Source organism: Antarctobacter sediminis, from assembly GCF_019218285.1.
Classification (GTDB): Bacteria; Pseudomonadota; Alphaproteobacteria; order Rhodobacterales; family Rhodobacteraceae; genus Antarctobacter; species Antarctobacter sediminis.
Genome location: NZ_JAHUZG010000002.1, coordinates 552,248 through 577,090 on the forward strand (window position 1 = coordinate 552,248; position 24,843 = coordinate 577,090).

23 protein-coding genes and 1 tRNA gene are annotated in these 24,843 nt (G+C 62.2%); 9 read left to right on the forward strand and 15 right to left on the reverse strand.

Annotated features, from left to right (window positions below):
• Position 1 precedes the first annotated feature (1 nt).
• Positions 2–541 (reverse strand): hypothetical protein, encoded by a 540-nt coding sequence (locus tag KJP30_RS10560; protein ID WP_218449098.1) that lies wholly within the window; start codon positions 539–541, stop codon positions 2–4.
• Positions 542–715: 174 nt separating this feature from the next.
• On the opposite strand from KJP30_RS10560, the gene KJP30_RS10565 reads away from it, so the two are divergent.
• Both KJP30_RS10565 and KJP30_RS10570 read left to right on the forward strand, forming a co-directional pair.
• A complete protein-coding gene (locus KJP30_RS10565) occupies positions 716–964 on the forward strand; it encodes a hypothetical protein (RefSeq protein ID WP_218449099.1) in 249 nt (82 codons plus the stop codon).
• A 67-nt stretch (positions 965–1,031) separates the two neighbouring features.
• Positions 1,032–1,931, forward strand: a complete 900-nt coding sequence (locus KJP30_RS10570; protein WP_218449100.1) for a hypothetical protein — start codon at positions 1,032–1,034, stop codon at positions 1,929–1,931.
• A 525-nt stretch (positions 1,932–2,456) separates the two neighbouring features.
• Here KJP30_RS10570 and KJP30_RS10575 read toward each other — a convergent pair.
• The 5 genes from KJP30_RS10575 to KJP30_RS10595 form a co-directional block, all read right to left on the reverse strand.
• The gene (locus KJP30_RS10575) at positions 2,457–4,229 is read right to left on the reverse strand and encodes a phage terminase large subunit family protein (RefSeq protein WP_218449101.1); all 1,773 of its coding nucleotides are present in this window, start codon (positions 4,227–4,229) and stop codon (positions 2,457–2,459) included.
• Positions 4,222–4,725, reverse strand: coding sequence for a DNA packaging protein (locus KJP30_RS10580; protein WP_218449102.1), 504 nt, complete (start codon positions 4,723–4,725; stop codon positions 4,222–4,224). Before KJP30_RS10580 ends, KJP30_RS10575 begins: the two co-directional genes overlap by 8 nt.
• Positions 4,726–5,046: 321 nt before the next feature.
• On the reverse strand, positions 5,047–7,053 hold the full coding sequence (locus KJP30_RS10585) for an AAA family ATPase (protein WP_218449103.1): 2,007 nt from the start codon (positions 7,051–7,053) through the stop codon (positions 5,047–5,049).
• Between the two features lie 475 nt (positions 7,054–7,528).
• Positions 7,529–10,603, reverse strand: coding sequence for an efflux RND transporter permease subunit (locus KJP30_RS10590; RefSeq protein WP_218449104.1), 3,075 nt, complete (start codon positions 10,601–10,603; stop codon positions 7,529–7,531).
• A gap of 4 nt (positions 10,604–10,607) precedes the next feature.
• Complete coding sequence (locus KJP30_RS10595) at positions 10,608–11,651, reverse strand: efflux RND transporter periplasmic adaptor subunit (RefSeq protein WP_218449105.1); 1,044 nt, start codon at positions 11,649–11,651, stop codon at positions 10,608–10,610.
• Between the two features lie 217 nt (positions 11,652–11,868).
• Between KJP30_RS10595 and KJP30_RS10600 the strand changes: the two genes are divergently transcribed.
• Positions 11,869–11,942: transfer RNA gene (locus KJP30_RS10600), tRNA-Gly, on the forward strand.
• 98 nt (positions 11,943–12,040) lie between these two features.
• Positions 12,041–13,840, forward strand: coding sequence for an ABC transporter transmembrane domain-containing protein (locus tag KJP30_RS10605; protein ID WP_218449106.1), 1,800 nt, complete (start codon positions 12,041–12,043; stop codon positions 13,838–13,840).
• 16 nt (positions 13,841–13,856) lie between these two features.
• On the opposite strand, the gene KJP30_RS10610 is transcribed toward KJP30_RS10605, so the two are convergent.
• Positions 13,857–14,747 carry a LysR substrate-binding domain-containing protein gene (locus tag KJP30_RS10610; protein ID WP_218449107.1) on the reverse strand — a complete coding sequence of 297 codons (891 nt, stop codon included), beginning with the start codon at positions 14,745–14,747 and terminating at the stop codon, positions 13,857–13,859.
• 241 nt (positions 14,748–14,988) lie between these two features.
• On the opposite strand from KJP30_RS10610, the gene KJP30_RS10615 reads away from it, so the two are divergent.
• Complete coding sequence (locus tag KJP30_RS10615; protein WP_218449108.1) at positions 14,989–15,162, forward strand: hypothetical protein; 174 nt, start codon at positions 14,989–14,991, stop codon at positions 15,160–15,162.
• A 66-nt stretch (positions 15,163–15,228) separates the two neighbouring features.
• Here the strand turns inward: KJP30_RS10615 and KJP30_RS10620 are convergent, their stop codons facing one another.
• Positions 15,229–16,791, reverse strand: a complete 1,563-nt coding sequence (locus KJP30_RS10620) for a bifunctional metallophosphatase/5'-nucleotidase (RefSeq protein WP_218449109.1) — start codon at positions 16,789–16,791, stop codon at positions 15,229–15,231.
• A gap of 171 nt (positions 16,792–16,962) precedes the next feature.
• Between KJP30_RS10620 and KJP30_RS10625 the strand changes: the two genes are divergently transcribed.
• Genes KJP30_RS10625 through KJP30_RS10635 form a run of 3 tightly spaced genes read left to right on the forward strand, consistent with a single transcriptional unit; the run spans position 16,963 to position 18,784 of the window.
• Positions 16,963–17,304 (forward strand): DUF952 domain-containing protein, encoded by a 342-nt coding sequence (locus tag KJP30_RS10625; RefSeq protein ID WP_218450111.1) that lies wholly within the window; start codon positions 16,963–16,965, stop codon positions 17,302–17,304.
• On the forward strand, positions 17,301–17,729 hold the full coding sequence (locus tag KJP30_RS10630; RefSeq protein ID WP_218449110.1) for a DUF1330 domain-containing protein: 429 nt from the start codon (positions 17,301–17,303) through the stop codon (positions 17,727–17,729). Before KJP30_RS10625 ends, KJP30_RS10630 begins: the two co-directional genes overlap by 4 nt.
• A complete protein-coding gene (locus tag KJP30_RS10635; RefSeq protein ID WP_218449111.1) occupies positions 17,726–18,784 on the forward strand; it encodes a quinone-dependent dihydroorotate dehydrogenase in 1,059 nt (352 codons plus the stop codon). The genes KJP30_RS10630 and KJP30_RS10635 overlap by 4 nt, the downstream gene beginning before the upstream one ends.
• Before the next feature lie 16 nt (positions 18,785–18,800).
• On the opposite strand, the gene KJP30_RS10640 is transcribed toward KJP30_RS10635, so the two are convergent.
• The 6 genes from KJP30_RS10640 to rpsA form a co-directional block, all read right to left on the reverse strand.
• A complete protein-coding gene (locus KJP30_RS10640) occupies positions 18,801–19,463 on the reverse strand; it encodes a phosphoribosylanthranilate isomerase (protein WP_218450112.1) in 663 nt (220 codons plus the stop codon).
• A gap of 90 nt (positions 19,464–19,553) precedes the next feature.
• Positions 19,554–19,913, reverse strand: coding sequence for a LapA family protein (locus KJP30_RS10645; protein WP_218449112.1), 360 nt, complete (start codon positions 19,911–19,913; stop codon positions 19,554–19,556).
• Positions 19,914–19,916: 3 nt separating this feature from the next.
• Positions 19,917–20,198 (reverse strand): integration host factor subunit beta, encoded by a 282-nt coding sequence (gene ihfB / locus KJP30_RS10650; protein WP_218449113.1) that lies wholly within the window; start codon positions 20,196–20,198, stop codon positions 19,917–19,919.
• 221 nt (positions 20,199–20,419) lie between these two features.
• The gene (locus KJP30_RS10655) at positions 20,420–20,752 is read right to left on the reverse strand and encodes a hypothetical protein (protein ID WP_218449114.1); all 333 of its coding nucleotides are present in this window, start codon (positions 20,750–20,752) and stop codon (positions 20,420–20,422) included.
• Positions 20,753–20,855: 103 nt separating this feature from the next.
• Positions 20,856–21,284, reverse strand: a complete 429-nt coding sequence (locus KJP30_RS10660) for a hypothetical protein (RefSeq protein WP_218449115.1) — start codon at positions 21,282–21,284, stop codon at positions 20,856–20,858.
• A gap of 120 nt (positions 21,285–21,404) precedes the next feature.
• Positions 21,405–23,081 carry a 30S ribosomal protein S1 gene (gene rpsA, locus KJP30_RS10665; RefSeq protein ID WP_218449116.1) on the reverse strand — a complete coding sequence of 559 codons (1,677 nt, stop codon included), beginning with the start codon at positions 23,079–23,081 and terminating at the stop codon, positions 21,405–21,407.
• Positions 23,082–23,435: 354 nt separating this feature from the next.
• On the opposite strand from rpsA, the gene KJP30_RS10670 reads away from it, so the two are divergent.
• Positions 23,436–23,654, forward strand: coding sequence for a hypothetical protein (locus KJP30_RS10670; RefSeq protein ID WP_218449117.1), 219 nt, complete (start codon positions 23,436–23,438; stop codon positions 23,652–23,654).
• A 16-nt stretch (positions 23,655–23,670) separates the two neighbouring features.
• Here KJP30_RS10670 and KJP30_RS10675 read toward each other — a convergent pair whose 3' ends face one another.
• Positions 23,671–24,813 (reverse strand): alpha-D-ribose 1-methylphosphonate 5-triphosphate diphosphatase, encoded by a 1,143-nt coding sequence (locus KJP30_RS10675; RefSeq protein WP_218450113.1) that lies wholly within the window; start codon positions 24,811–24,813, stop codon positions 23,671–23,673.
• Positions 24,814–24,843 lie beyond the last annotated feature (30 nt).

A 24,843-nucleotide genomic window follows, 5' to 3' on the forward strand; every position in this document is an offset into this window, starting at 1 on the left:
ATCAGCCTCCCAGCTCCACCAGCAACTCCGCAATCAAGCGGGACGCATGAACGGTGAAAGTCGCAACGGGCTCTTCGGTCTCAACCTCAGAGAACACCTTGTCAGCGACGGCCGCCGCGCTCGCGTCATCGGAGGGCCAGTCGGTTATGAATGCAAGACGGCCGTCGCGATGAAGGTGCAGGTTGAAGTCGAAGCTCTGCCCTTCGCGCACACGCTGAACGGCTTCTTCTACAGGCGACATGGGCCGCTCGCCGCCATCAAGTTTGACACGGCGGGCCTGTCCCGTGGGTTGGCTCTGCATGTCGCGCGCGAACGTATCCAGCACCCATCGGTCAGACAGGATACCGCTTGCCATCTGAAGCATCCGCAGGGCGCAGATGGTGTGGAGGGGATAAAGGTCCGCCCGGCCGCGACGGTCAGCGGGCGGAAGGTAGTGTCGTTGCGACAGGTTCCGCAGCGCCTTGTCGAGCGCGGGCAGGTTCTCTTCGGCAATCGCGTCGATACGCGCGAAACAGGTCGTGGCTTCTTTGATGGTGAACACGGGCTCGTCTCCAAAACAGCTTGAAGACTCAATAACTCAAAATTAAGTTGTATGGCAAGACGGAATCAACTAAAAGTTCTGGCGTGGCCCGGTTGCGGAGTGCGGGTCACGACAGTGCCAAAGGCGGCCGGGGAACCCTCGCTCCGGCCGCCGCCCGCAAGATAGGACAATCAGATGCACGCGCTTTACCAAAAACGGCTCGGCCTTGCCGGGCTCGCAACCATGAACGGCTCTCATCGCAAGGGCGAAAACGCCGTGTTGCGATCCGGCCGCCAGCGGCGAAAGGCGTTCGAGAAAAAGCAGGACGCCTTGATTGAGGCGGCGTGGAAGCGATGGGGCGATGTGGAGAACATGCCCCCGGAAGAGCAGTCTAAACTGCACCGACAGATTGACCGGCTGCACCGTGAGTACGGTCTCGCCTAACGGTCTTGCGGTTGACAAACTGACAAGATTTACACGAGATGCGGGAGAGCAAAACTGAGGGAAACTCGTGGATAACAGTATCGGCCTGCATATTTACGCCATTCATAAGTATAAGACCAGAAAACACAAGGTTATTCCCTTTGACACCACGGGCGACGGCGCTCGACTAAAGAAGTTCATGCCGCACTTCTTGGAGCGCTACAAATCGGCCGAGTATGAGGAAGGCGAGGCACCACGACCATGGTATCTTGTGCCGGACATTGACACCGGTGACACCTACGATGGACTGGTAATGTACGGCAGTTCAGGTTATGCCACTGACATTGTAGATCGGGAGACGAGAACAACACAATACAGAAGAAAAGTCTCAGATATTGAAATAATTCCACTCTATTATCGAATTTGGGTGCCTGACTCTGGGAATTATGCGCTGATTGGTTTCCAAACTTTCGGGCAGAGGTCCTGCGTGGGTCGCGTTCAAATCGCCATGGAGTCGGGCTTCAGGCACAGCAATAGCGGCTATAGGATAACTTTCACGCCTGTGGCACCATCCCAAATAACCTCATACAAGACCGCAGAGGTTAAGCGCCTATACTTGACCAAACACGATTACTCTAGTGACCCGGCAGACAATCAGCTTGTGGAAGAGGGCGAAATAGTCGATTTGAGCGTCTCGTTTAGTGCAAAGCGTCGTTCAAATTTGGGAATTTTGGATTCTTTTACCAAGAGAATTGCTTCGAGTGCGCAGAGCAAGGTTTTGCGCTATAATGACACGGAGTTCGATGAAGCAGCCGCTGATGTTATGGTCGGAGGCAAGCGCAGAAAGGTGACGCTCGTGGGCATTAGCAGGAACACGGGAAAATTCGATCTTTCAGAGGACGTTTCCCGAGGAGTGAACGGGATGCCTCGCCTCGCTTCGATACGGCAGGAAGTCGAGAAGATCTTCAACGACATTGTGGCAGGATAAGATGCTCAAAATAAATGTACTGGTCATAATTTCTGACCATCTGAGCACTCTCTATAACGACCGCTCGGGAAAGCGGTCTTACACCGATTTTCTGTTTTTCTACGGCCTCCCAGTAGCGCTTGGCGTGGCTTTCTATCTCTTCCCATTTCCGCTACCTCAGGATATTAATACTGCATTGATAGCGGTTTTTTCCGTCTTTGGCGCACTACTTTTCAGCGCACAAATGGCGCTCTATGGCCTTTCACCTCAACCACCCGCCTCTTCTGGTGATGCCACTACCGACGCAAGGGAGAAGTCGAGGTATGAAAGAGACAGGAAATATTTCTCTGATGTAAACTTCAATGTCTCTTACCTAATCCTGTTATCATGTCTTTCACTGGTAGCTTTTCTTGCCATGATGGTCATGAATGCTCCCGGTCATGCAGAGGGCGCTATACTAGTTGGTCTAGTATCGCACTTCTTCCTTACTTTGCTAATGCTCGTGAAAAGAACGCATATTGCGTTTTCAACAAAGTACAATGCCAGCTAGCGGCCCAAAAGCCACTTTGACCGCACCACCGTAGCGGGTTTCTTTTCGACCGTCACGGCCTCAACCTCCTCGGCCCGGCGGTCCACGCTGGCGTTCACCAGCGCCCGCACGGCCATGGCGTAAATCACGCAGTCCAGCGACTCTGCGCGGCGGCCGGGCGTGCGTTCCCATTGCCGGACGGGGGCACCGCGCCGATAGCGCACCACCAGCCGTTCGGACGCCAGCTCTTCAAAGAACCGGCCTTCCAGCGTGTCGCTGAAGCGGACAGAGCGGCCCCGGGTCAGCCGGTTGATTAGCTGCCCCTTGAGCCCGTCCACGCCCACGATGAAGAGCCGCGCGCCCCGCGTGTCGCTGGCCCGGATCGCTTGGCGGTCACCGGACGCCCCCTTCACGGCGAAGATGCGCCGAGCCATGCGCGGGCGGCAAAAGCCCAGGACTCGGTCCATGGTCACGCCGTCGCCCGCGTCGATACCGGCCGCGTCCACCCGCAGGAAGCCGCCCTTGGGGTGCTTCCAGATGGTGCGCAAAGCGTCGTCCAGCTCGGCCCACACGTCTTCCCCCATCGGGTCGCCCCAGATGACGGATTGCCCGAGCACAAAGATTTCATCGCGCCCCCAGCCAAGAAAAACCATTTCCAGCCGGTCGCGCTGCACGTCGATTCCGGCCGTCACGAATAGCACCTCGGGCGGGATCGCGTCGGGCAGCGCGAAGGGCTCGGCCCGGGCGGCCAAGGCGGCGTCGTCAATCTCTTCGGCCGCCTCGCGCCAGCCTTGGCCCATGAGCGTATTCGTCCAGACTTGCAGCTTGTCCGGGTGGGCCTTCGACTCCAGAAACTCTTGCGCGATCTTGCCCCAAGAGGCGTTCGCCAGCGTGGACACCAGAGCATTGAGCCGAAAGCCCGCGTGGCCTTCCACCTCGGGCCGGGTGATACGCCAGCGCCCGGCGGCCACCATGGCGGGCTTGTGCCGCTCTTCCGTCACGCCGTCGCAGCTCGGGCAGACATAGGCGGCCTTCAGGGGCTCGCCCTCGGGCCACTGAATGTCTGCCCACGTGATTTCATGGAATCCGCCGCAATGGGGGCAAGGCACCTCATAGACGCGGGAGTCGCTGGTGGCGTAGCTGCGTAGCACGTTGCTGGTGGCTTCCAGCGTGGGCGTGCTGCCCAGCACGATCTTGCGATTGGGGAAGCTCAGAGTGCGGCGTTCCGCCAGCGTCAGGGGCGAGCCCTCGGCCCCGGGCTCCATGGCGTCGGCTTCATCTATCAGCAGGACGCGGATATTGTGGCGGCGCAGGTTCCGGGGGCTCTTGGCAGCCACGACTTTCAGGCTGCCACCCGGAAACCGGCGGGACAGGAGCGTGTTGCGCCCGGCTTCGTCGGCCTCGGCCGCCAGCAAGCCCTTCAGCTCGGGCGTGGCGGCGAAGATCGGTTCAAGGTCGCTCACCACGTAGTCGCGGGCGTCGGCTTCGGTCGGCTGCAAGACCATGATCGGCGCGGGTTCGTTGGCGATGTAGGACGCCACCGTGCCGGACAGCAGCGTGGTCAGCCCGACGCGCACCGGCTTGACCACCGTCACACGCTCAATCAGCGGGTCGCTGATAGCCTCGGCAATGCCGCGCTGATAGGGCCAGAGGCCCACCCGGCCGGGCGTGGCCGAGACGCCCTCGGGCAGCCGCATGGTGGACTCGATCCAGTCGGGCAGGCTCAGGCGCGGCGGGGGCCTCAGCGCCGCCAGAGCGTTGCGGCGGGTCCGGGTCAGCGCGTCAATCATCGTCGGCCAGCTCCATGAGCACGTCGCGCACCTCGGCGTCCAGCGTCTTCAGGTCGTGCGGGGTCAGGTGGCCGAGCTTGCCAGCGGCCCGGCTCGGCAGGGCGAGGAAGGCGGCCCGTACGTCGCGCAGGACGCCAGCCCAAGCGCGTTCCACCTCGGCCGCCGCGATCAGCTCGCCCCGGGCCTTGGCGTTTGCCAGTTCGAGCTTATCCGCGTTCGCCTTCGCCAGCCGCAGTTTCTCGGCCGACAGTTCGGAGTCGGCCCGGCGGCCAATTGCCCCGGCACGGGCGTGCTCGGCATAGGCCCGGACGGCAGCCTTGAGCGGAAAGCGTTTCGCGTCGTCGCGGGGAATGGTGCCATCACGCGCCAGAGCTGAAACGCGGTTGGCGGTAATGCCCAGCCAATCCGCCAGCTCGCCAGCGGTCACCGTGCCGGGGTCCGGGGGGCCACCCACCAGTGCGTCAATCTCTGCCAGTTCGGCGTCGGTAATCGTCATGCGTGCCTCACGGTAACGGCGGTGCTCACGGTAAAGTCGGTAAAACCCGGGTTCCCAATTTCAATTTTTCTGTGAAGTGGAAAAGCCCGGGGCTCCGCGCCCCCCGCGTTCCCACCCGCCGGGAAGGACCCGTCACGGTAAAGCCGGTAAAGTCGGTAACGCTTTACCCTCACGCTCTCTCTTCGCCACTGTCCGGGGCTGGGGCGGACCGGACAACCGGACACCCCTAAAGGGGTGTGTCCGTGTCTGTCCGGCCAACCGCCTGCCATTGCCCGTCGGACAAGTTTGGACATGTCCGGCAATGTCCGTGTCTGTCCGGCCCTATTCATCGGGAAAGTCACTTGCCAAATCCTTGCTGTGTCGTTCCACGTATTTGCCCTCTGCGAAAATGACCAATCCTCTTCGGGTCAGGTCTTTCACCGCACGCTCAAAGGCTTTGCGTCGGGAATCCGGTTTGTCGGCAGCAGACACTTCACGCCCGTCAATGCAGGCGTCGCGCCACACCTCTTCCGGCACTCGCATGGTTCCCTTGCCAAGATCGCGCAACACGGACAGGGCGGCTTGGACGCTGGGCGACAGTTTCAGTCCACGCCCACGGCTGGTGTTGTCCGCCTCTTCGCAGATTGCGGCCGTGATCGCTTCGCCGTCTTCGTCGGTGCCGACTTCCCGGACACCAACCGTAAACGCCAGCTCCTGTTCGGTCGTGCCGTTGCGGTTCTTGGACGGCCTCACGCTCACCACGCCGTCTTCCCGCTTCAGGTAAAGCGCCACGTCCAGAGCGCCGTTCAAGAGGCTATGGCCACGGGGCAACCCGTCGCCCGCCTTGGTATCGTGGTGGATCAGCACGACAGCCGCGCCCCACTTGGTCAGGGATCGGGAGGCCGCCACAACCTGCCCCATTCCTTTCGCATCGTTCTCTTCCAGCCCCGGGAAGGCCACGGCCAACGTGTCGATGATGACAAGCGCGGGCCGCCGTTCCTTCACAGCCCGTTGCAGCGCCTTGAGCTGGCCTTGCTTGCTCAGAAGATCGGAGACGCCCTCCACCACCTTGAAGTCCGGCGCGTCGCCATGTTCGGCGGACAAGGCTTGGACACGCCCTCGCATTCCGTGGCCGTCTTCCGCTGCCACATAGAAGACGCCGCCCGTCTTCACGCGCCGCCCGAAGACTTCGGCTCCTTGGGCAACGGCATAGCCGAGACGCGGCGCGAAGAGGCTTTTGCCAGCGCCCGGTGCGCCCACAATGGCCGCCACGTCGCCTTGAGCAAGGAGTCCCTTGATGACATAGGGGCGTGCTGCCGTGGCCGCGCAATCGCTCGGGCTCAGGAAAGTCAGGCCGCCGGAACGGTCAACCGGCCCGCCCACCAACTCGGCAATTTCATCCAGCTCGGTCGCGCCCCAATCATCATACTCCGGCGTCATACCAAGATCGTCCCAAAGCGAGTCAAAGTCTTCCAGCAACTCAATCCGGCGAAGCTCGGTCACGGCGGCGTCGCGCCAGCCGTGCCGCTCGGCCTCATGGACAACGTGCCAGCCAGTCAGGCCACGGTCGGCATTGCAGGAATCCCAAGCCGCGTCGGTGCTATCCGAGTCATAGCTCGGGTGTTGCCGGGACCATTCGTGAACCGCCTCGCGCCCCTCTTCGCTGCCCCCTGTCTCGCAATGCACGGCCATAACCATGTGCAACCAAGCGTCACGGCTGGCGTAGGCGTCTCCATCATTCGGGCACGTCATGAGCGCGGCGCGGGTCACGTGGAAGGGAAGGCCCGTAGGCTCGCCCTGTCCCGGCTCAGAGGGCCGCTTGCGGATTGGCAGAGCCTCGGGCCACTTGGGCAGCTCGCGCGTCAGGCGGCCCGTATAGACGCCTTTGCCATTGATCGCCCCCGGGGCCACCACGAAGCCGCCCTCGCCGCGCACGTCCAGCCCAGCGGGCAGCCCGGCGGCGCTGTTGCCTTCCCCGCCCCAGCGGAAATAGATGTGTCGCCCGCCGCTGGCGGTTTCGACTTGGCAGGGCGACATGGCGTCAGCGTCCAACCCCAGCGCCTTCAACTCGGCAAAGCCGTCTTTCCCGTTCTTCTGGTCAATATCCAAGACGGTGAATCCGTTGCGCTCACCAGACGGAATGCCGGGCATGGCGTCGGGCCATTTCGCCCACCAGCGTTCAATCTGCCGGGCGTCGCTGGTGGCCTTATCCTGCCAGCCCTTCACAAGAGGGCGCTTGTTCGGCCCCAGCGGAATTACTTTCCAGTCTTCGGCGGCCAATTTCAAAGCGGCGGCCAAATTCGGATTGGCTTGGCCTTTGGCGACTTTCAGGCTATATTCAGTGTGCATCGTTTTCCGTCCTTTGATGCCGCGACATGGGGATTTCGCATATCCCGCAAGTCGGATTATTTGGCCCCCGTCGGTTCAGCTCCGGCGGGGGTTATTCATTTGGAGAATCTACAGCAGAGCCCGGGGAGAGTCCCGAAAATTGTGCCATATTTTGTTGCACTAAGCGTGACACATTTCAGGAATCGAGATTTATAATATCGTTATTTCTCAATTGCTTAGCCATATTGCGAGACGGATATTGTCGGACTTCCTCTCCGCCATACATACCGATCAGCAGTGATTTCACGTGGTTTGCCATGTACCGGGCAGATACATGCGCGCCTGTGCTGTGGAGGGATGTGAGGGCTGGCGAGTCAAAGCCGGCCGCATTCAAGGAAAGATCCCCGAGATTGCCAGCGGTTGGCTGTTGGCGTCAGGCCGTGTTGTCACACAAGTAGGGCGGTATCAGCCCGCGGACGGGCTGATACCGATGGTGTCACGCAGCGGCGGCTTTTGCCTCTTTGCGTGATTTTGCGTCCTCTTTCCGCGCCCGCGGAAAGAAGCTGTAGTAGAAGACGGGCGCCGCAATCAGCGTCAGGATCGATGCAAACCCAAGGCCGCCCATGATCGTCACCGCCATCGATGCAAAGAAGGCATCCGACAGCAGGGGGATCATGCCAAGGATGGTCGTCGCCGCAGCCAGCACCACCGGTCGCAAACGCGAGGTCGAGGCTTCGATCACCGCCTGACGGAAGGGCACGCCTTCGGCCCGCACAAGGTCGATTTCCTCGACCAGCACGATGCCGTTCTTGATCAGCATCCCCGAAAGCGACAACAGGCCCAGCAGCGCCGTAAAGGAGAATGGCAGCCCCGTCCCCAAAAGACCCAGCGCGACGCCGTTCACACTCATCGGGACCAACAGCCAGATAATCACCGGCTGGCGGATCGTGCCGAACAGCAGAACCGAGATCAGCACCATGATGATCAGCGACAGCGGCAACTGCTTGCCAAGGCTGGCCTGCGCATCGGTGGAGTTTTCGTATTCGCCGCCCCACTCCAGCACATAGCCTTCGGGCAGGTCGATGGCCTCGACCGCGCCGCGGATCTGGGTAAAGACCGCTGATGCGTTCACACCGGCCGGAACCCCTGCCTGAACAGAGATCGTCGGCACCCGGTCACGCCGTACAAGGAAGGTGTTCTGTGCCTCCCAGGAAAAACCGTCGATGATCTGGGCCACCGGGATATAGGCACCCGCAGCGGCAGAATAGACCGGCAGGTCTGCCAGATGCGCGGCACCTTCGCTTTGCGCGTTGTCGGTGCGCATGATGATGGGAATCAGGCGATCTTCCTCGCGATAGTATCCCACCTGCACGCCATCCGATCCGATCAGCAATGCCTGCGCCAGATCCTCACGCGTTACGCCCGCCGCCTTGGCGCGTTCGTCGGCAAAGCGCGGCACCACGACCAATTCACGCTCGCGCCAGTCGGTGCGCAGATCCTGCAACTGGTCGGATGCGCCCAGCAACGCGGCCTCGGCCTGTTCCGCAAGTTCGCGCAAGACTACCGGGTCCGGCCCGGAAAAGCGCGCCACGATCGGTGCCCCGCCACCGGGGCCAAAGGCCAGCCGTTCGGTGCGGAATTCGCCAGTGGTCAGCGTGCCCCGGCCAAAGGCTTCGAGATCGGCACGCAAGGGCGGGATCTGTTCGAGGCTGTCCGTGCGGATGATCAGATGGCCATAAGTCGGCAATGCTTCTTCGGGCGCATAGGTCAGCATGAAACGAGTCGCGCCACCGCCGATAAAGGTCGCCACGGATTCCACCTCTTCGCGCTCGGCCAGCCAGTCTTCCAGCAGCGCCATGTCCTTGGACACCTGATGGATGCTGGCCCCCTGCGGCAGCTTGTAGTGGACGTAAAACAGCGGCGTGTTGCTGTCAGGAAAGAACTGCTGTTTGACCTGACCAAAGCCGATATAGCACACCACCGTGATGCCGATCAGCGCAAGGATCACAAGATGGCGTAGCGTCAGAGCCGCCGAAAGCACCGCCCGATAGGCACGGAACAGCGGACCGCCATAGTGATCGCCACCTTCACCGGAGCCAACCTTGAAGAAGTAATGCGCCAACAGCGGGGTCGCGGTGATCGCAAGGATCCACGACAAAAGCAGGGAAATCCCGATGACCGCAAAGAGCGAGAACAGGAACTCGCCGGTTGCATCGGGCGACAGGCCGATCCCGGCAAAGGCCATGATGCCGATCACGGTCGCGCCCAGCAGGGGCACCTGTGTTTTCTTCGCCACGTCCTCGGCGGCATCTCGGGCCGATTTGCCCTGAGCCATATCCCCCTGCATGCCTTCGGCGACAACGATGGCATTGTCCACCAGCATCCCCATGGCAATGATCAGCGCACCAAGCGAGATACGCTCCATCTCGATGCCAAAGATCGCCATCAGGAACACGGTGCCGACCACGGTCAAAAGCAAGGTCACGCCAACGACCACCGCCGCGCGCCAGCCCATGAACAAGGCCAGAACGATGACCACGATGGCCACAGACATGGCCAGGTTCATGAGAAAATCGTTGGACGCCTCGTCCACCACCACATGCTGCTGATAGATCGGGTGCAATTCCACGCCGGCGGGAACGTCAACCATGATTTCGGCCAGCCGCGCGTCCACGCGCTTGCCCACATCGACGATATTCAGAGCCGCCTTGCCCGCCACGCCTAGCGTAAAGGCCTCTTGCCCCTGAAAGCGGATGATTTCGGTCGGATCGGTCACGCGCGAACGCGACACTGTTGCAAGATCCAAAAGGTCGATCACATCACCGCCGACACCGATGGTCAGGTTGGCAATGTCGACCACGGTATCAGACCCTCCGGGTGCCTGAAGCCGCACATCCTGCCCGTTTTGCCGAATGCTGCCGGCAGGTGTGCGCGAGTCCGTATTGGACAGCGCGCCCGCAATGGCCTCTGGTCCGATGCCCAGGTTGGTAATGATCGAGGTATTTGCGTCGACATAGATCGCCTCGGACGGCAGGCCCGCGACGGCCACATCGGCCACGCCATCGACCGCCAGCAACTCACGCCTGAGGAATTCGGATATCTCGTGGATCTCGGCATCGGTAAAGCCGGGCGCGGTCACCGCGTAGAACACACCGAACACGTCGCCGAAGGTATCGTTGACGATGGGCGTTCCGGCCTCGGGTGGCAGGCTGCGCTGTGCGTCGGTGACGCGATTGCGCAGCTTGGTCCAGATAGCCGGCAGTTCCGTGCCGTCATAGGTCGACTCGATGTTCACCGAAATCCGGCTGACGCCGGGCTTGTTGGATGAGGTGATGAAGTCGATCTCACCCATCTTCTGAAGCTCGGATTCAATCGGCTCGGACACCTCGCGCGCCACCTGCTCGGCACTGGCGCCGGGGTATTGCGTGATGATGATGGCGTTCTTGATCGTAAAGGCGGGATCTTCGAGACGGCCGATCGTTCCAAAGCCCCAGATGCCGCCCAGAAGGCAGCCCAGCATGAGGAGCCAGGTGATCAGCGCCTTGTCGATGGAGGCGCGCGCGATGGACATGGAATTACTCCCCGATGCGGGTGAAGGGGCGCACGGACTGGCCGTCACGCAGTTGCGAAGCGCCGGTCATTACGATTTGGGTGCCGTCCTCGGGGCCTTCGGTCATGTAAAGACGCCCGTCTTCGTGAAGGACGATCTTGACCGGTGTCTGCCGGACGACCCCGTTGTCATAGACCATGACAGCGGCAGCCCCGGCGGGATCGTAAACCAGCGCCGTTTCGGGCAGGATGATCCCGTCGGGAGCCTTGCCTTCGACACTGGTGTAGACCGTCACGGACGCCCCCGGAAAGACGAAGGCCCCCGGGTTTTCCTCGAAGGCCAGTGTGATCGTGTAGGTTTGCCCAACGCTGGAGGTTTCTGCCTCGAACTCGCGCAGGACCAGCGGATGGCGCTTGGGGTCGCCGGGAAACTCGGCCGCGAAGGTCACCGCTTCGCCCGCCCCCGCCTGACGGAACAAGACCTCGGGAACTTCGATATCGACCCGCATTTCCGAAATATCGTGCAGCCGCACAACCGGTGTGCCGGCCGAAACCGTCTGAAAGTTGGCCACAAGTCGACGGGCCACCAGCGCGTCGAAAGGTGCCCGCAGGCTGGCATGATCAAGGTCGTCCTTTGCCACCTCTAGCCCGATTTCCGCCAGCCGCAGCTGGGTTTCGGCATCGCGGACCTGAACAGCTGAAACCGCCTGCCCGCTGAGCGTTTCCAGACGCTCGGCATCCCGCTGCGCCTTGTCGAAATTCGCTTGCGCCTGCGCGACGGCGCGTTCGTAACCTGACAGGTCCAGCTGCGCGACCATCTCGCCCTTGGGCTTGGTGCTGCCTTCCTCGGCATTCAGGATCAAAAGCTGACCGCCTACCTGAAATGCAAGGTCCACGGTCTGCCGCGCTGTGACCTGACCAAAGAACTGCCGTTGCAGCACAACCGGCTTGGTGGAAATCTCCATCAGCTTGACCGGTTTCGGCGCGGGCGGCGCCGCTTCGTCCTGAGCCATTGCGGCTATCGGTGAGATAAGGCCCACAAGGGCAAGGGCGGGAAGAAGGCGGCGCATGCAAGGGACTCCTGTCATGGAGATAAAATCAGTCCGGCGCTGATCTATGATGGATGCCGCAAAAAGCAAACCGTTTCGTTTAGAAATGCACGATTCCGCGACCGCGCCGCCACTGTGCGCCGGCGCACCGCCGAAATCTGGCCATCAAAAGGGCGGTTCAGCAGGTTCCGGGCCTATTGACTGTCCCGAAAGCATCGACTACCCACCTCGGCACTGGGCGGGCGTTGTGTAATGGTAAGACCTCAGCCTTCCAAGCTGATGATACGGGTTCGATTCCCGTCGCCCGCTCCAGATCATCCCTCTTTCCCCTCTGCCCCGCGTCAAGACGGCGCTTGACCCTCGCGCCCCGCGTGGCAAAACGCCCTGTGCGCGACAAGGAAGGAGACCCCATGGCTGCCAAGACCACGCCAGGCACCGGTGAACAGGAGCGTGAGAAGTCGCGCAAGCTGGGTTCGCTTGGGGCGCTTTGGCCCTTCATGCGCCCCTACCGGCTGTTGATGTTCGCCGCTTTTGCCGCACTGGTGGCCACGGCGACGATCTCGCTGATCCTTCCGCTGGCCGTGCGCCGCGTGGTGGACAATTTCAACACCCAGGATGGCGCGCTTCTGGACAAGTATTTCGGCGCGGCGCTGGGGATCGCGGCCGCATTGGCCGTCGGCACGGCGCTGCGATACGCTTTGGTTACGCGACTGGGCGAAAGGGTGGTCGCCGACATCCGCAAAGCCGTCTTTGACAAGGTCATCGGCCTGTCGCCCGCGTTCTATGAAAAGATCATGACCGGCGAGGTTCTCAGCCGGATCACCACGGACACCACGTTGATCCTGTCGGTGATCGGCTCTTCGATCTCGATCGCCCTGCGCAACACGCTGCTGTTTATGGGCGGGCTGGTCCTGATGCTGTTCACCTCAGCCAAGTTGACCGGCCTTGTGCTGTTGATCGTTCCGGTGATCGTGGTGCCGATCCTTGTGCTGGGGCGCCGTGTCCGCAAGCTGTCGCGCGAGAACCAGGATTGGATCGCCGCCTCGTCCGGCAATGCTTCCGAAGCATTGGGCGCCGTCCAGACCGTTCAGGCCTACACGCATGAGGACCAGTCCCGCGGCGGCTTTGCCGATGTGACGGAAAAAAGCTTTGACGCCGCCCGCCGCCGGATCACCACCCGCGCCGGCATGACGATGATCGTGATCTTTCTTGTGTTCACAGGCATCGTCGGCGTTCTGTGGATCGGTGCATGGGACGTGCGCGCCGGATTGATGAGCGCGGGCACGCTGATCCAGTTCGTGATCTATTCGGTCATGGTGGCCGGGGCTGTTGGTGCCCTGTCCGAAGTCTTTGGCGAATTGCAGAGGGCCGCAGGCGCGACCGAACGTCTGGTCGAATTGTTGCAGGCCGAGGACACCGTCCGGGATCCGGCAACACCGGTGCCCGCCCCTGCCCCGATGCGCGGCGAGATCCGGTTCGAGCATGTCAGTTTTTCCTATCCGGCACGCCCCGGTGTGTCCGCCCTATCGCAGGTCGACCTGACCATCGCCCCCGGTGAAACCGTGGCGCTGGTTGGCCCTTCGGGCGCGGGCAAGACCACCATCATTCAACTGTTGCAACGGTTTTACGACCCGGCAGAAGGGCGCATCCTTCTGGACGGCGTCGCGCTGACCGAAATGGCCCGGCATGATTTCCGGCGTTACATGGCGCTGGTGCCGCAGGATCCGGTGATTTTTGCCGCCTCGGCCCGTGACAACATTCGTTTTGGCCGCCCCGATGCTACAGATGCCATGGTCGAAGGTGCAGCCAAGGCTGCCGCGGCCCATGACTTCCTCACGGCCTTGCCAGAGGGCTATGGCACATGGCTGGGAGAACGCGGTGTGATGCTGTCCGGCGGCCAGAAACAGCGCGTCGCCATCGCCCGCGCAATCCTGCGCGACGCGCCTGTCCTTTTGCTGGACGAAGCGACCAGCGCGCTGGACGCCGAAAGCGAACGTGCCGTGCAACAGGCCGTCGACAAGCTGGCCGAGGGCCGGACCACCATCATCGTTGCGCACCGGCTGGCAACCGTCAAAAAGGCCGACCGGATCATTGTCATGGATCAGGGACGTATTGTCGCCACCGGCACCCATGATGCGCTGGTGGCCGAAGGCGGGCTCTACGCGCGCCTTGCCCGGTTGCAATTCACCGATGGAGTGGCCGCAGAATGATGGCCTGCGGCGGGTATCATCCCGCCGCCTCTGCTTCCAACCAAGCGCGAAAGGCCCGTACCTGCGGACTGTCCCAGCGTTCGCGCGCCCCCAGCACACAAACCCGGCCCAGATGCGACTCGCAAATCATTTCCGGGAACGGCATGACCAGCAGGCCCGAGGCCAGTTCGTCGCGGCACAGAAACATATCCGCCATCACGACCCCCTCCCCCATCACCGCGGCGCGTGTCGCAATGTCGAGATTCGGGAAATCGCTGCCCGACGATCTGTCGACCCCGGCCACATCAAAACTGTCCAGCCAATCGCGCCAATCCATGCGGCGCGGCGTTTCATGCAAAAGCGTCGCGCGCGCAAGGTCTGCCGGAGCCTTCAACCCCAGACGCTGCAAATAGGAGGGCGCGCAGGCCGGGGTCAGGCGGGTCTGAAACAGCGGCAAAACCTCGACATCGCTCGCTCTGTTCGGCCAATGTTCGATCGAAAAGGCAAGGTCATAGCCCGCGCCGACAAACCCGGCGCTATCGTGGAAATCCGTCGTCAGGCTTAGGCGTATGTCCGGGTGCCGGGCCCGAAAACGATCCAGACGCGGGATCAACCAGCGGATCGACGTGGCAGGCGGGCAAAGAATACGCAGTTCCGCCGCATCCCGAGAGATCCTCCGGGCTTCTGTTTCGATCCGGGCAAAGCATTCGGTCAAAACAGGCAGGAACCGCTGTCCTGCCTCTGTCAGCGTGACGCCCCTAGTATGACGCCGAAACAGAGGCACGCCCAGATGATCCTCCAGCAACTTCACGTGACGGCTGATCGCGCCGCGAGTGACATGTAACTCCTCTGCGGCATCGATATAGCCGCCATGACGCGCCGCAGCCTCGAAGGCGCGCAGGGCATTCAGGGGTGGCAGCTTGGTCATCAGGCGCATTCTGGATCAGAAAAACTACCCCAAACTATGAGAAAGCCTGGTTTGCGCGCAAGCCCCCTCAGACATAGCCTTTGTGTGCCAAACTTATCCGGAGGAGCCAAAAATGTTGACAGACGCGCAAACGCCCGCCCGCACGTCAGGACCCAGCATTGCCTTCAGTCTATCGGTCTGGCTTAGGAAAATTTCCGTTTCCCTCTCCCACCGAAAGGCGCGGCGCAGGGATCATGCGGGCTTGGCGCATCTGGCGCTGGCTGCGCCGCATGTCCTGACCGACATCGGGTTCCGCCGGCTGAACCCGAACCAACATGATACCGCAAAAGAGTGGCAACGGGGAAACCTGCGGATCACTTGCGACGCGGCCGACGTAACGGTCAAGATCATAGACACGGCCACCGCCGCAGAGTGACTTTCCAACAAGGAAAACGGCGCGCCGGTCCCCCGGCGCGCCGCCTGCCATCCCTTCCGGTGTGGCTTATTTCTTCAGCGTGATCCGGCCATCGGTGTAGGGCTGATAAGGCGCTTTTTCCGCGAGGTATTCGGCGGTCACATCCGCAAGGTCCGGACCAAAGTCATAAGCGTTCTGCGCGTCGCGGAACATCTTGTAACCGTCACCGCCGTTGCGGACATAGTTGTTGGACACAACGCCATAGACCTTGTCCATCTCGACAGCCGCGCCGCCGACCATGACCTCGGAAATCCGGCTGCCCGGCTCTTGGGTCAGATCCACCGTGAAGGTCATGCCCGCCACCTGCGGGAAACGGCCAGCGCCTTCTTCGACCTGGCTAACGCCGTTTTCCAGCGCCTCGATCAGCGTCGCACCGGTCACCTGGAAGGTCGACAGTGTGTTCTGGAACGGCAGCACGGTCAGCACTTCGCCCATGGTGACATCGCCTGCGTCGATCGACGCCCGGATACCGCCGCTGTTCTGGATCGCGATGTCGATGCCTTGGTCCTTGACCCGTGCCAGCATGGCGTCGGCGATCAGGTTGCCCATCGAACATTCCATCGCACGACAGACCGAACGGTCTCCTCCGATTTCCACGTCGGTAAAGGCCACGACACGGTTGCGGATCTCTTCCAGCGGCTTGGCGGCTTCCTTGATGCGTGCAGCGACATCTTCGTTGGCGAGGATAGCCGCATCCACAAGGATCGGGTTGCCGGTTGCCTCGGTGACAACACCGGCATCGTCAAAGGTGACGTTCAGTTCACCCAGATACTTGCCATAGGCATAGGCCTGCACGATCTGCACGCCGTTCACCACTGTCGGATAGGGGCCGTCCGCGTTGTCGTCGTTGTTGGCAAGATAAGTGTTGGAATGGCCCCCCACGATCACGTCGACACCGGTGGTGTTTTCCGCCACGCGCTGGTCCACGGCGTAGCCGGAATGCGACAGGACGATGATCTTGTTCACGCCCATTTCGGTCAACTTGTCGACTTCTGCCTGCACCGCATCGGACGGATCGGTGAAGATGATGTTGTCGCCCGGGCTGGCCAGTTCATCGGTGTCCTGAGGCGTCAGGCCGATCAGGCCCAACTTTTCGCCACCCCGTTCGATCACCGTGGATTTCATCAGCACATCCGCCAGCAGCGGTTCACCCGAAACATCGGCGTTCGACATCAGCACCGGGAATTCAACCGCATCCATAAAGCCGCGCAGCACCTCGGGGCCATCGTCGAATTCGTGGTTGCCGACCGTCATGGCATCATAGCCCATGAGGTTCATCATCTCGGCGGCCAGCTTGCCCTTGTAATAGGTATAAAACAGCGTGCCCTGGAACTGGTCGCCACCATCCACCAGAATGTGGTTGTTGCTGCGGGCCTTGGCCTCGTTCACGGCAGTCACAAGACGGGCCGACCCGCCAAAGCATTTGCCTGCCGCGTCGTCCTCGACCGAACAGCCCGAGTCATACTTGCTGATCGGTTCGAACCGGGCGTGGAAATCGTTGGTGTGCAGGATCGTCAGAGTATAGTCGGCCTGCGCGGCACCGGCCATCATGGCCAGCGCGGCAGCGCCTGTCAGCAGCTTGTTCGTCATTGGAAAACCTCTCTGCAGAGTCTTGTTGTTGGTGGCGAAAGCCTGCCCCGGCGCAGAGCCCGAGTCAAAGCCTGTCGTTACGCTACTATCGCACGGCCCTTGTCGGTTTGATGACGAATGCCCGGGGATGCAGCGCTTGACCGCGCGGAACGGGCGCGGCATCACGGCGCCATGGAAATCTACAAGATCCTCCGTGCCGACGAATGGTCGGCCCTGCGCGCCGAAAAGGAAACCAAGGGCGCGCCGATCGACGTGGCCGATGGCTATATCCATTTCTCCACCGCCGAACAGGCCCGCGAAACCGCGTCCAAGCATTTCGCCGGAGCCGAGGGCCTGTATCTGGCCGCGCTGGACAGCGAGGCATTGGGCGAGACCCTGAAATGGGAACCTTCCCGGGGCGGCGCGCTGTTTCCGCATCTTTACGGCCCCCTGCGTCTGGCCGACATCCTTTGGTGCCAGCCCCTTCCACTGGACCAAGACGGCGGACACCGCTTTCCGGACGGGTTCGCATGACCCATGTCGATCCGACCCGCCCCCAGTTCGAAGCCTTCAAGGCGCTGGACCGGGATGAACCCTGCGAAATGCTAAACTTGGTGCGCCTGCGCGATACGGCCGCCTATCCGGATGACCATGACCTGCATGGCTCCGGCCTTGGCGGCGCAGAAGCCTATCGCCTCTACGGTCAACACAGTGGCCCGGTTCTGGCACGTGTCGGCGGATCAATCCTGTGGCGCGGCGAGTTCCGGACCATGATGATCGGCCCGCCAGACGAACACTGGGACCACGTCTTTGTCGCCCGCTACCCGTCGGCCCATGCCTTTCTGGCCATGGTGACGGACCCGGAATACCAAAGGGCGGTTGTCCACCGACAGGCCGCCGTCAGCGACTCGCGCCTGATCCGCTGCGCACCGTCGCCCTCAGGGGAGGTCTTTGGATGACACCGCTGGAACGGATCGGCCTTGCCGCCCTGCACCGGGTTGACCCGGAAACCGCCCACGGCCTTGCGATCAAGGCGCTTCAGGCCGGACTTGCCCCCGCGCCGGGTGTCGTTACCTCGGACAGGCTGCGCACTTCGCTGGCGGGTCTGACGCTGCCAAACCCGATTGGGCTCGCGGCCGGTTTCGACAAGAACGCCACCGCGCTACAGGGCCTGTCCCGAGCCGGTTTTGGCTTTGCCGAGGTCGGCGCCGCCACGCCACGCCCGCAACCGGGCAACCCGCGCCCCCGGCTGTTCCGCCTGACCGAAGATCAGGCCGCGATCAACCGCTTCGGCTTTAACAACGACGGGATGGAAGCCATTGGCGCGCGTTTGCAAAAGCGGCCCGAACGCTTTGTGCTGGGCCTGAACCTTGGCGCCAACAAGGACAGCGGCGATCGCGCCGGCGATTTCGCGCGCGTCCTGACACATTGCGGCAGCAACGTCGATTTCGCCACCGTCAACGTCAGTTCGCCCAACACTGAAAAACTGCGCGACCTGCAAGGCAAGGCCGCGCTCGCCGCCCTGCTTGCCGGCGTTATGAAGGCGCGGGACGACCTTGCCACCCCAATCCCCGTCTTCCTCAAGATCGCGCCCGATCTGGATGACGCCGAACTGGCCGATGTCGCAGAGGTCGCGCTTGGCTCCGGTGTCGCCGGGGTCATCGCCACCAACACCACCCTGTCACGGGCCGGATTGGCCTCGCGCCACGCCTCCGAAACGGGTGGCCTGTCGGGGCAGCCGCTGTTTGACCGCTCGACACGGGTGCTGGCACGTCTGTCGCAATTGACCAATGGTGCCCTGCCCCTGATCGGGGTCGGCGGCATCGGCTCCGCCGAACAGGCCTATGAAAAGATCCGCGCCGGGGCAAGCGCCGTGCAACTCTATACGGCGCTGGTCTATGGCGGTCTTAGCCTTGTGCAGGAACTGGCTATCGGACTGGATGCGCTGCTTGCCCGCGACGGTTTCACCAATGTGGCCGATGCCGTGGGCAGCGGACGGAACCACTGGCTATGAATCCCGACCCCCGGCGTCACAACCGGGGCACGGCCTCCGCCTCGCGCGCAGCCGCTACAAAAGCGGCCACTTTCGAGGCATCCTTGACGCCGGGCGCGCTCTCGACACCAGACGACAGGTCCACCTGAACCGCCCCGGTCATGGCAATGGCGCGGCCCACATTTTCAGACGTCAACCCACCAGCCAGCATCCATGGCCGCGACCAGCGCCGCCCGGCGATCAACCGCCAGTCAAAAGCAAGACCATTGCCCCCCGGCAGCACACCGCTCTTGGGCGGCTTGGCATCCACAAGGATCTGGTCGGCCACCTGTTGATAGGTCACCAGTTTCTGCAAATCCGCCTCTTCGGCAACGCCCACCGCCTTCATAACAGGCAGACCATAGCGCGCGCGCACCTCTGCCACCCGCTCTGGCGGCTCGCTGCCATGCAACTGGATCATATCCAGCGGCACCGCGGACGTGATCCGGTCCAACAGCTCATCGGTCGGATTGACCACCAACGCCACCTTGGCCAACCCCACCGGCGCCTCTAACGCAAGCGCCCGAGCCGCCTCGATTGTCACGTTGCGCGGGCTCTTGGGAAAGAACACCAGCCCGCCATACGAGGCACCCGCCGCGGCAACCATCTCCATGTCGCCGGGCCGCGTCAGCCCACAGATCTTGATCCGGACACTCACCAGCCCAGTCCTTGTTTCTTCTTGGCAAAAATACTCCGGGGTGAATGCGCCAAAAGGCGCAGAGGGGCAGCGCCCCTCCTCCGGTTCACGCGATCAGCTGGCCTGGTCGAGGATCGCCAGAACCTCGTCCTTGTCCTTATCCCGCTCGGCCTGCGTCTTTTTCAGCTGACGCTCCAGCTTGCGCACCTCGGTCTTCTTGGCCGAGGCTTCAGCGCGGTGCTTGTATTCCCGCAGCCACTCCCAGACGAATCCGATCAGGAGGCCCGCAACGATCCCGGCGAAAATCGCAAGAAACAGCGGCATCTCGATCGAGAAGGACAGGATGTCCATACCTGGAACCCGCGCCAGGCCTTCGGGCAAGGTGTTCAACGTCACCGTCGCTCGGTTGGCAAGCGCAACAGTAATCAGGGCGACGGCCAGCGCCGCAAGGAATGCGTAACGGATGTAGCGCATGGGTTACTTCCCGTTCAGGCGGTCCCGCAGGAGCTTGCCAGTCTTGAAGAAGGGCACGTGCTTTTCCTCGACCTGGACAGACTCTCCCGTCCGGGGGTTCCGGCCGACGCGCGCATCCCGCTTCTTGACCGAAAAGGCCCCGAAGCCCCGCAGCTCGACCCGGTCGCCCCGGGCCATGGCATTGGTGATCTCGTCGAAGATCGTGTTCACGATCCTCTCTACGTCACGCTGATACAGATGCGGGTTCTCGTCTGCAATCTTCTGGATCAATTCGGATCGGATCATACCCCACGTCCCCTGGTGGATTTCGGCCTTCGCCTTGTTATTTGAGACAAACTATACGCGGCGAGAGTTCAAACGGGAACCGCCCAATTTTGGGGAAAACTCATATTTTGCAGCAGTTTGCGGCTGTTTTCCGCCGAAATTGCATGCATCCCCGCCACCCGCGCCCCTGCGCGGCATCGCAGCATGGCGATGACCTGCGACCGATTCGCCCGGTGGTCCGCCTATTGGCAGACCGCCGCGAATTGCGTCCATCCTTTCGAGTCCCGCCCCCCCGGCTGGAAATACACAAGCCGCATCCCCGCCTCGCCACAGACCTGTGCCGCGCGGGCGCGCACCTCGTCAGCTTGCCATTTGTCGCCAAAACTGCCGCGCAACTGGTTCTGATCCTTGACGGTCACCGCCCGCATCTTCAGCCCCGTTCCGCCGCCCGTTGGCGCCTCCTGAATAAAGCGCGTGTCTTCGTCCGGGATCACGATCTGGTCTTGGGCCAGCACCGGCAGGCCAAGCGCCGTCCCCATGCACAGAATAGTCAGATGCAAGGGCCCGATGCGCATGTCACGTCCTCCAACCTCGACTCGCCTGCCGAGAAAAGCAAACACCCGGCGCAAAGGCGAGCATTTCTTTTGGGCCGCTCCGCATCGTCTTGCTGGCCGCTGGTCAGAAAAGGTCGATTTCAACGCTGACCTTCGCACGGCGGCTGGCCCTGGCGGCGGCACCTTTGATCCGGTTCATCACAAAGGGACCGGAAATCGCATAGCCCGGCCCGCGGATGGTCCAGCGACCTTCGATCCGGTTTCCGTCAGCCGACACATGCCCGCTATAATGCACCGGATCCTCGCCGCCCCTTGGGCGCGCGAAATAGGCTTTGCGGAAATGCACCTCGCGCGCGCTGCGGCTGCCGCTGATCTCGGCTTCCAGCTCCGCGCCCGCCTCCGGTGCAAAACTGTTGGGTTCCAGCGTTGTCCCCCAGACAACCCCGCAAACGTCGAAAAGGGAGGCGGTAAAGGGCACCGCCTCGGCACCCTCGTGACCGTAATCATAGACCCCGGTCCAGTCGCCGCTCAGATCCAGTCCCTGCCCCTGCATGGTTCCCCCGTCTTTCAGGGTCGAGCCTACCGCAGGCGCCCTCGGGATCAAGCGCCAACGAAAAGGGCCCCCGCATCAGCGGAGGCCCGAATTTCTTTCAGCCTGAAGGCTGTGCAACGATTATTCGTCGCGCTTCAGGGCTGCGCCAAGGATGTCGCCCAGCGATGCACCCGAGTCGGAGGAGCCGAACTGTTCGACGGCCTCTTTCTCTTCGGCGATTTCGCGTGCCTTGATCGACAGGCCCAGACGACGGGTCTTCATGTCGATGTTGGTGACGCGCACGTCGACCTTGTCACCGACCGAGAAACGCTCGGGGCGCTGCTCGGAACGATCACGCGACAGGTCGGAGCGGCGGATGAAGGACTTCATGCCTTCGTATTCCACCTCGATGCCGCCGTCTTCGATCGCGGTGACCTCGACGGTCACGATCGAGCCGCGCTTCACGCCGCCGGTTGCCTCTGCGAACTTGTCGCCGCCCAGTGCCTTGATCGAGAGCGAGATACGCTCTTTCTCGACATCCACTTCGGAGACGACGGCCTGAACCACGTCACCCTTGCGATATTCCTGGATGGCTTCCTCGCCGCGCTGATCCCAGCTGAGGTCCGACAGGTGCACCATGCCGTCGATCTCGCCCGGCAGGCCGATGAACAGACCGAATTCGGTGATATTCTTGACTTCGCCTTCGACCTGCGTGCCCTCGGGGTGCGTTTCTGCAAACACTTCCCACGGGTTGCGCATGGTCTGCTTGAGACCCAGCGAAACGCGGCGCTTGGCGCCGTCGATTTCCAGCACCATGACGTCCACTTCCTGGGAGGTGGAGACGATCTTGCCGGGGTGCACGTTCTTCTTGGTCCAGGACATTTCGGACACGTGAACCAGACCTTCGACACCGGGCTCCAGCTCCACGAAGGCGCCGTAGTCGGTGATGTTGGTCACGCGGCCCTTGTGGACCGAGCTCAGCGGGTACTTGACGCCAACCAGATCCCACGGATCTTCCTGAAGCTGCTTCATGCCCAGGCTGATACGGTGGGTTTCCTTGTTGATCTTGATGACCTGGACCTTGACGGTCTCGCCGATCGACAGGATCTCGGAGGGGTGGTTTACACGGCGCCATGCCATGTCGGTGACGTGCAGCAGGCCGTCAACGCCGCCAAGGTCGACGAATGCGCCGTACTCGGTGATGTTCTTGACCACGCCGTCAACCGCGTCGCCTTCTTGCAGCTTGCCGATGACTTCGGCGCGCTGTTCGGCACGCGACTCTTCGAGGATCGCGCGGCGCGAAACAACGATGTTGCCACGGCGACGGTCCATCTTGAGGATCTGGAACGGCTGCTTGAGACCCATGAGCGGGCCAGCGTCGCGCACGGGGCGCACATCGACTTGCGAACCGGGCAGGAAGGCAACGGCACCGCCGAGATCGACGGTAAAGCCACCCTTGACGCGGCCAAAGATCGCGCCTTCGACGCGGGCATCGTCTGCGTATGCTTTTTCCAGGCGGTCCCAGGCTTCCTCGCGGCGGGCCATCTCGCGCGAGATGACGGCTTCGCCACGGGCGTTTTCGGCGGCGCGGAGGTAAACCTCGACTTCGTCACCGACCTGAACGTCGGGCTGCTCACCCGGCTCTGCGAATTCTTTCAGCTCGACGCGGCCTTCCATCTTGTAACCGACGTCGATGATGGCCTGACCCGCTTCGATTGCGATGATCTTGCCTTTGACAACCGAACCTTCGTCCGGTGTGTCCATTTCGAGGCTTTCATTAAGGAGGGCCTCGAATTCCTCCATCGATGCGCTGGGCATATGTGCGTTTGGTCCTTTATAACGGTTTTCTGGCCGAGCGGTTGTCTCCGCCGGTCTTGAAGTTGGTCACTCGGTCGTCCGCAAAACAAAGAGGGCCGGAATAGTCCGACCCTGCTCGATCTCTTTGCCGCGGCGTTTGATGCCTTGTCGACCCGCGCGGTATAGAGCACGCAAGCCCGGCGGTCAAGCCGGATGCCCGGAGGCGCGAAAGGCGGTCAAGCCCCCTGTCAGACTTCGGGCGGGGGGGGCAACAGGCAATCGCGTGCGCCGATCCCTGCCGCGCCCCTAAAAATCCGCCCCACGCTCCCTATCTTAAAAGCATTAACATTGCTCACCACCCAGATGGAGTCCGGAATGAACTATGTCCTTGCCCTCTTTCTTCCGCCGCTCTCGATCCTGCTGACCGGCCGGGTGATCCTGTCGATCATCGTGTTGCTGATCTGGATTCCGGCGATCCTCTTTTCCGGCGGCCTGACGCACCCGATGTTCATCGCACTGGCCTGGATCCTGATCTACCAGTCGGGCGAAGAGCGACGGACGCGTCGTATCGAACGCAGCCGCGACGTCTTTTGACGCCGCGGCGCGGCCATCAGGCCACCTGCCGCCCCCGGCTCCAGACGCCCCGCAACAAGGGCACATGGGCCGAAACTCGAAAGCGCATCATATCGGCCCGGCGTCCTGGTTCCAGAACGCCGCGATCGTCCAACCCGACGGCTTCGGCCGGAGTTTTCGTCACCGTGGCAATCCCGCGGGCCATGTCGCCCCAGATCTCGCTCAGTTTGACCGCAGCCAACAGCAAAGCCGCGGGCACATAGTCCGAAGAAACGATGTCCAACAGGTCCAGACGCGCCAGTTCCTCGGCCGCGACATTGCCCGAATGCGATCCGCCCCGGATCAGGTTGGGCGCGCCCATCATCACCGCGATGCCATGGTCGTGACAGGCCTGCGCCGCTTCGACGGTGGTCGGAAATTCCGCCAGCCGTATGCCATATCCCGCCGAGATCTTTACCTGTTCGCGCGTGGTGTCATCGTGGCTGGCCAGCACGGCGCCAAAGCGCCCCGCTTCGGCCACGGTGGCCGCCTCATGCGCCGCCCCGAAACGATCCCGCAATTCCTTGAGCCCGGCCACATGTTCGATGAATTCGGCATCCGACATGCCCCGCTTGGATTTGACGTATTGTTCCAGCTTCGAGATGTCGCGGAACTGCCGCTGGCCCGGGGTGTGATCCATCAGGCTGACCAGCCCGACGCGGTCTTCGCGCCCGAATTCGGCCAGTTCCGGCACCAGTGTCTCGGAACAGACCTCCGCTCGCAGGTGCAGGAAATGGCTGATCTTGAGCATGTCCTTCGCCCGCAAGTCCAACATCTCGCTGGACAGAGAGCGGGCGTATTTCAGATAGCGGCCCTTGCCCGAAGGGATCGAACCTACGCGCATGGCGTCGAAAACGGTGGTGATCCCGGTCGAGGCCAGTTCGGCGTCATGGGCCACAATGGCCGCCGCATGGGGCCAGTCGACGCCGGGGCGCGGTTCGATGTGCCGCTCAAGGTTGTCCGTGTGCAGTTCGATCAGGCCGGGCGCAAGGAAATCTCCGCCGCAATCCACCGCGCCGGCAGGCAGATGCATACCTTCGCCCATCTCGGCGATGACGCCGTTTTCCACGCGCACCCAACCCCGCGCCACCCGGTTGGGCAGCACCAGTGTCGCATTGGCAAGCGTGAAACTCTCTGTCACGCCGCCGTCACGTGCATCGGGCATAGGCCC

What these genes read in the sequence shown, in the direction of transcription:
- ihfB (WP_218449113.1), bottom strand. Translation starts at nt 20,198, where the DNA reads ATGATCCGATCCGAATTGATCCAGAAGATTGCAGACGAGAACCCGCAT.
- KJP30_RS10655 (WP_218449114.1), bottom strand. Translation starts at nt 20,752, where the DNA reads ATGCGCATCGGGCCCTTGCATCTGACTATTCTGTGCATGGGGACGGCG.
- rpsA (WP_218449116.1), bottom strand. Translation starts at nt 23,081, where the DNA reads ATGCCCAGCGCATCGATGGAGGAATTCGAGGCCCTCCTTAATGAAAGC.
- KJP30_RS10620 (WP_218449109.1), bottom strand. Translation starts at nt 16,791, where the DNA reads ATGACGAACAAGCTGCTGACAGGCGCTGCCGCGCTGGCCATGATGGCC.
- KJP30_RS10605 (WP_218449106.1), top strand. Translation starts at nt 12,041, where the DNA reads ATGGCTGCCAAGACCACGCCAGGCACCGGTGAACAGGAGCGTGAGAAG.
- KJP30_RS10660 (WP_218449115.1), bottom strand. Translation starts at nt 21,284, where the DNA reads ATGCAGGGGCAGGGACTGGATCTGAGCGGCGACTGGACCGGGGTCTAT.
- KJP30_RS10575 (WP_218449101.1), bottom strand. Translation starts at nt 4,229, where the DNA reads ATGATTGACGCGCTGACCCGGACCCGCCGCAACGCTCTGGCGGCGCTG.
- KJP30_RS10670 (WP_218449117.1), top strand. Translation starts at nt 23,436, where the DNA reads ATGAACTATGTCCTTGCCCTCTTTCTTCCGCCGCTCTCGATCCTGCTG.
- KJP30_RS10635 (WP_218449111.1), top strand. Translation starts at nt 17,726, where the DNA reads ATGACACCGCTGGAACGGATCGGCCTTGCCGCCCTGCACCGGGTTGAC.
- KJP30_RS10595 (WP_218449105.1), bottom strand. Translation starts at nt 11,651, where the DNA reads ATGCGCCGCCTTCTTCCCGCCCTTGCCCTTGTGGGCCTTATCTCACCG.
- KJP30_RS10585 (WP_218449103.1), bottom strand. Translation starts at nt 7,053, where the DNA reads ATGCACACTGAATATAGCCTGAAAGTCGCCAAAGGCCAAGCCAATCCG.
- KJP30_RS10645 (WP_218449112.1), bottom strand. Translation starts at nt 19,913, where the DNA reads ATGCGCTACATCCGTTACGCATTCCTTGCGGCGCTGGCCGTCGCCCTG.
- KJP30_RS10610 (WP_218449107.1), bottom strand. Translation starts at nt 14,747, where the DNA reads ATGACCAAGCTGCCACCCCTGAATGCCCTGCGCGCCTTCGAGGCTGCG.
- KJP30_RS10590 (WP_218449104.1), bottom strand. Translation starts at nt 10,603, where the DNA reads ATGTCCATCGCGCGCGCCTCCATCGACAAGGCGCTGATCACCTGGCTC.
- KJP30_RS10630 (WP_218449110.1), top strand. Translation starts at nt 17,301, where the DNA reads ATGACCCATGTCGATCCGACCCGCCCCCAGTTCGAAGCCTTCAAGGCG.
- KJP30_RS10565 (WP_218449099.1), top strand. Translation starts at nt 716, where the DNA reads ATGCACGCGCTTTACCAAAAACGGCTCGGCCTTGCCGGGCTCGCAACC.
- KJP30_RS10625 (WP_218450111.1), top strand. Translation starts at nt 16,963, where the DNA reads ATGGAAATCTACAAGATCCTCCGTGCCGACGAATGGTCGGCCCTGCGC.
- KJP30_RS10580 (WP_218449102.1), bottom strand. Translation starts at nt 4,725, where the DNA reads ATGACGATTACCGACGCCGAACTGGCAGAGATTGACGCACTGGTGGGT.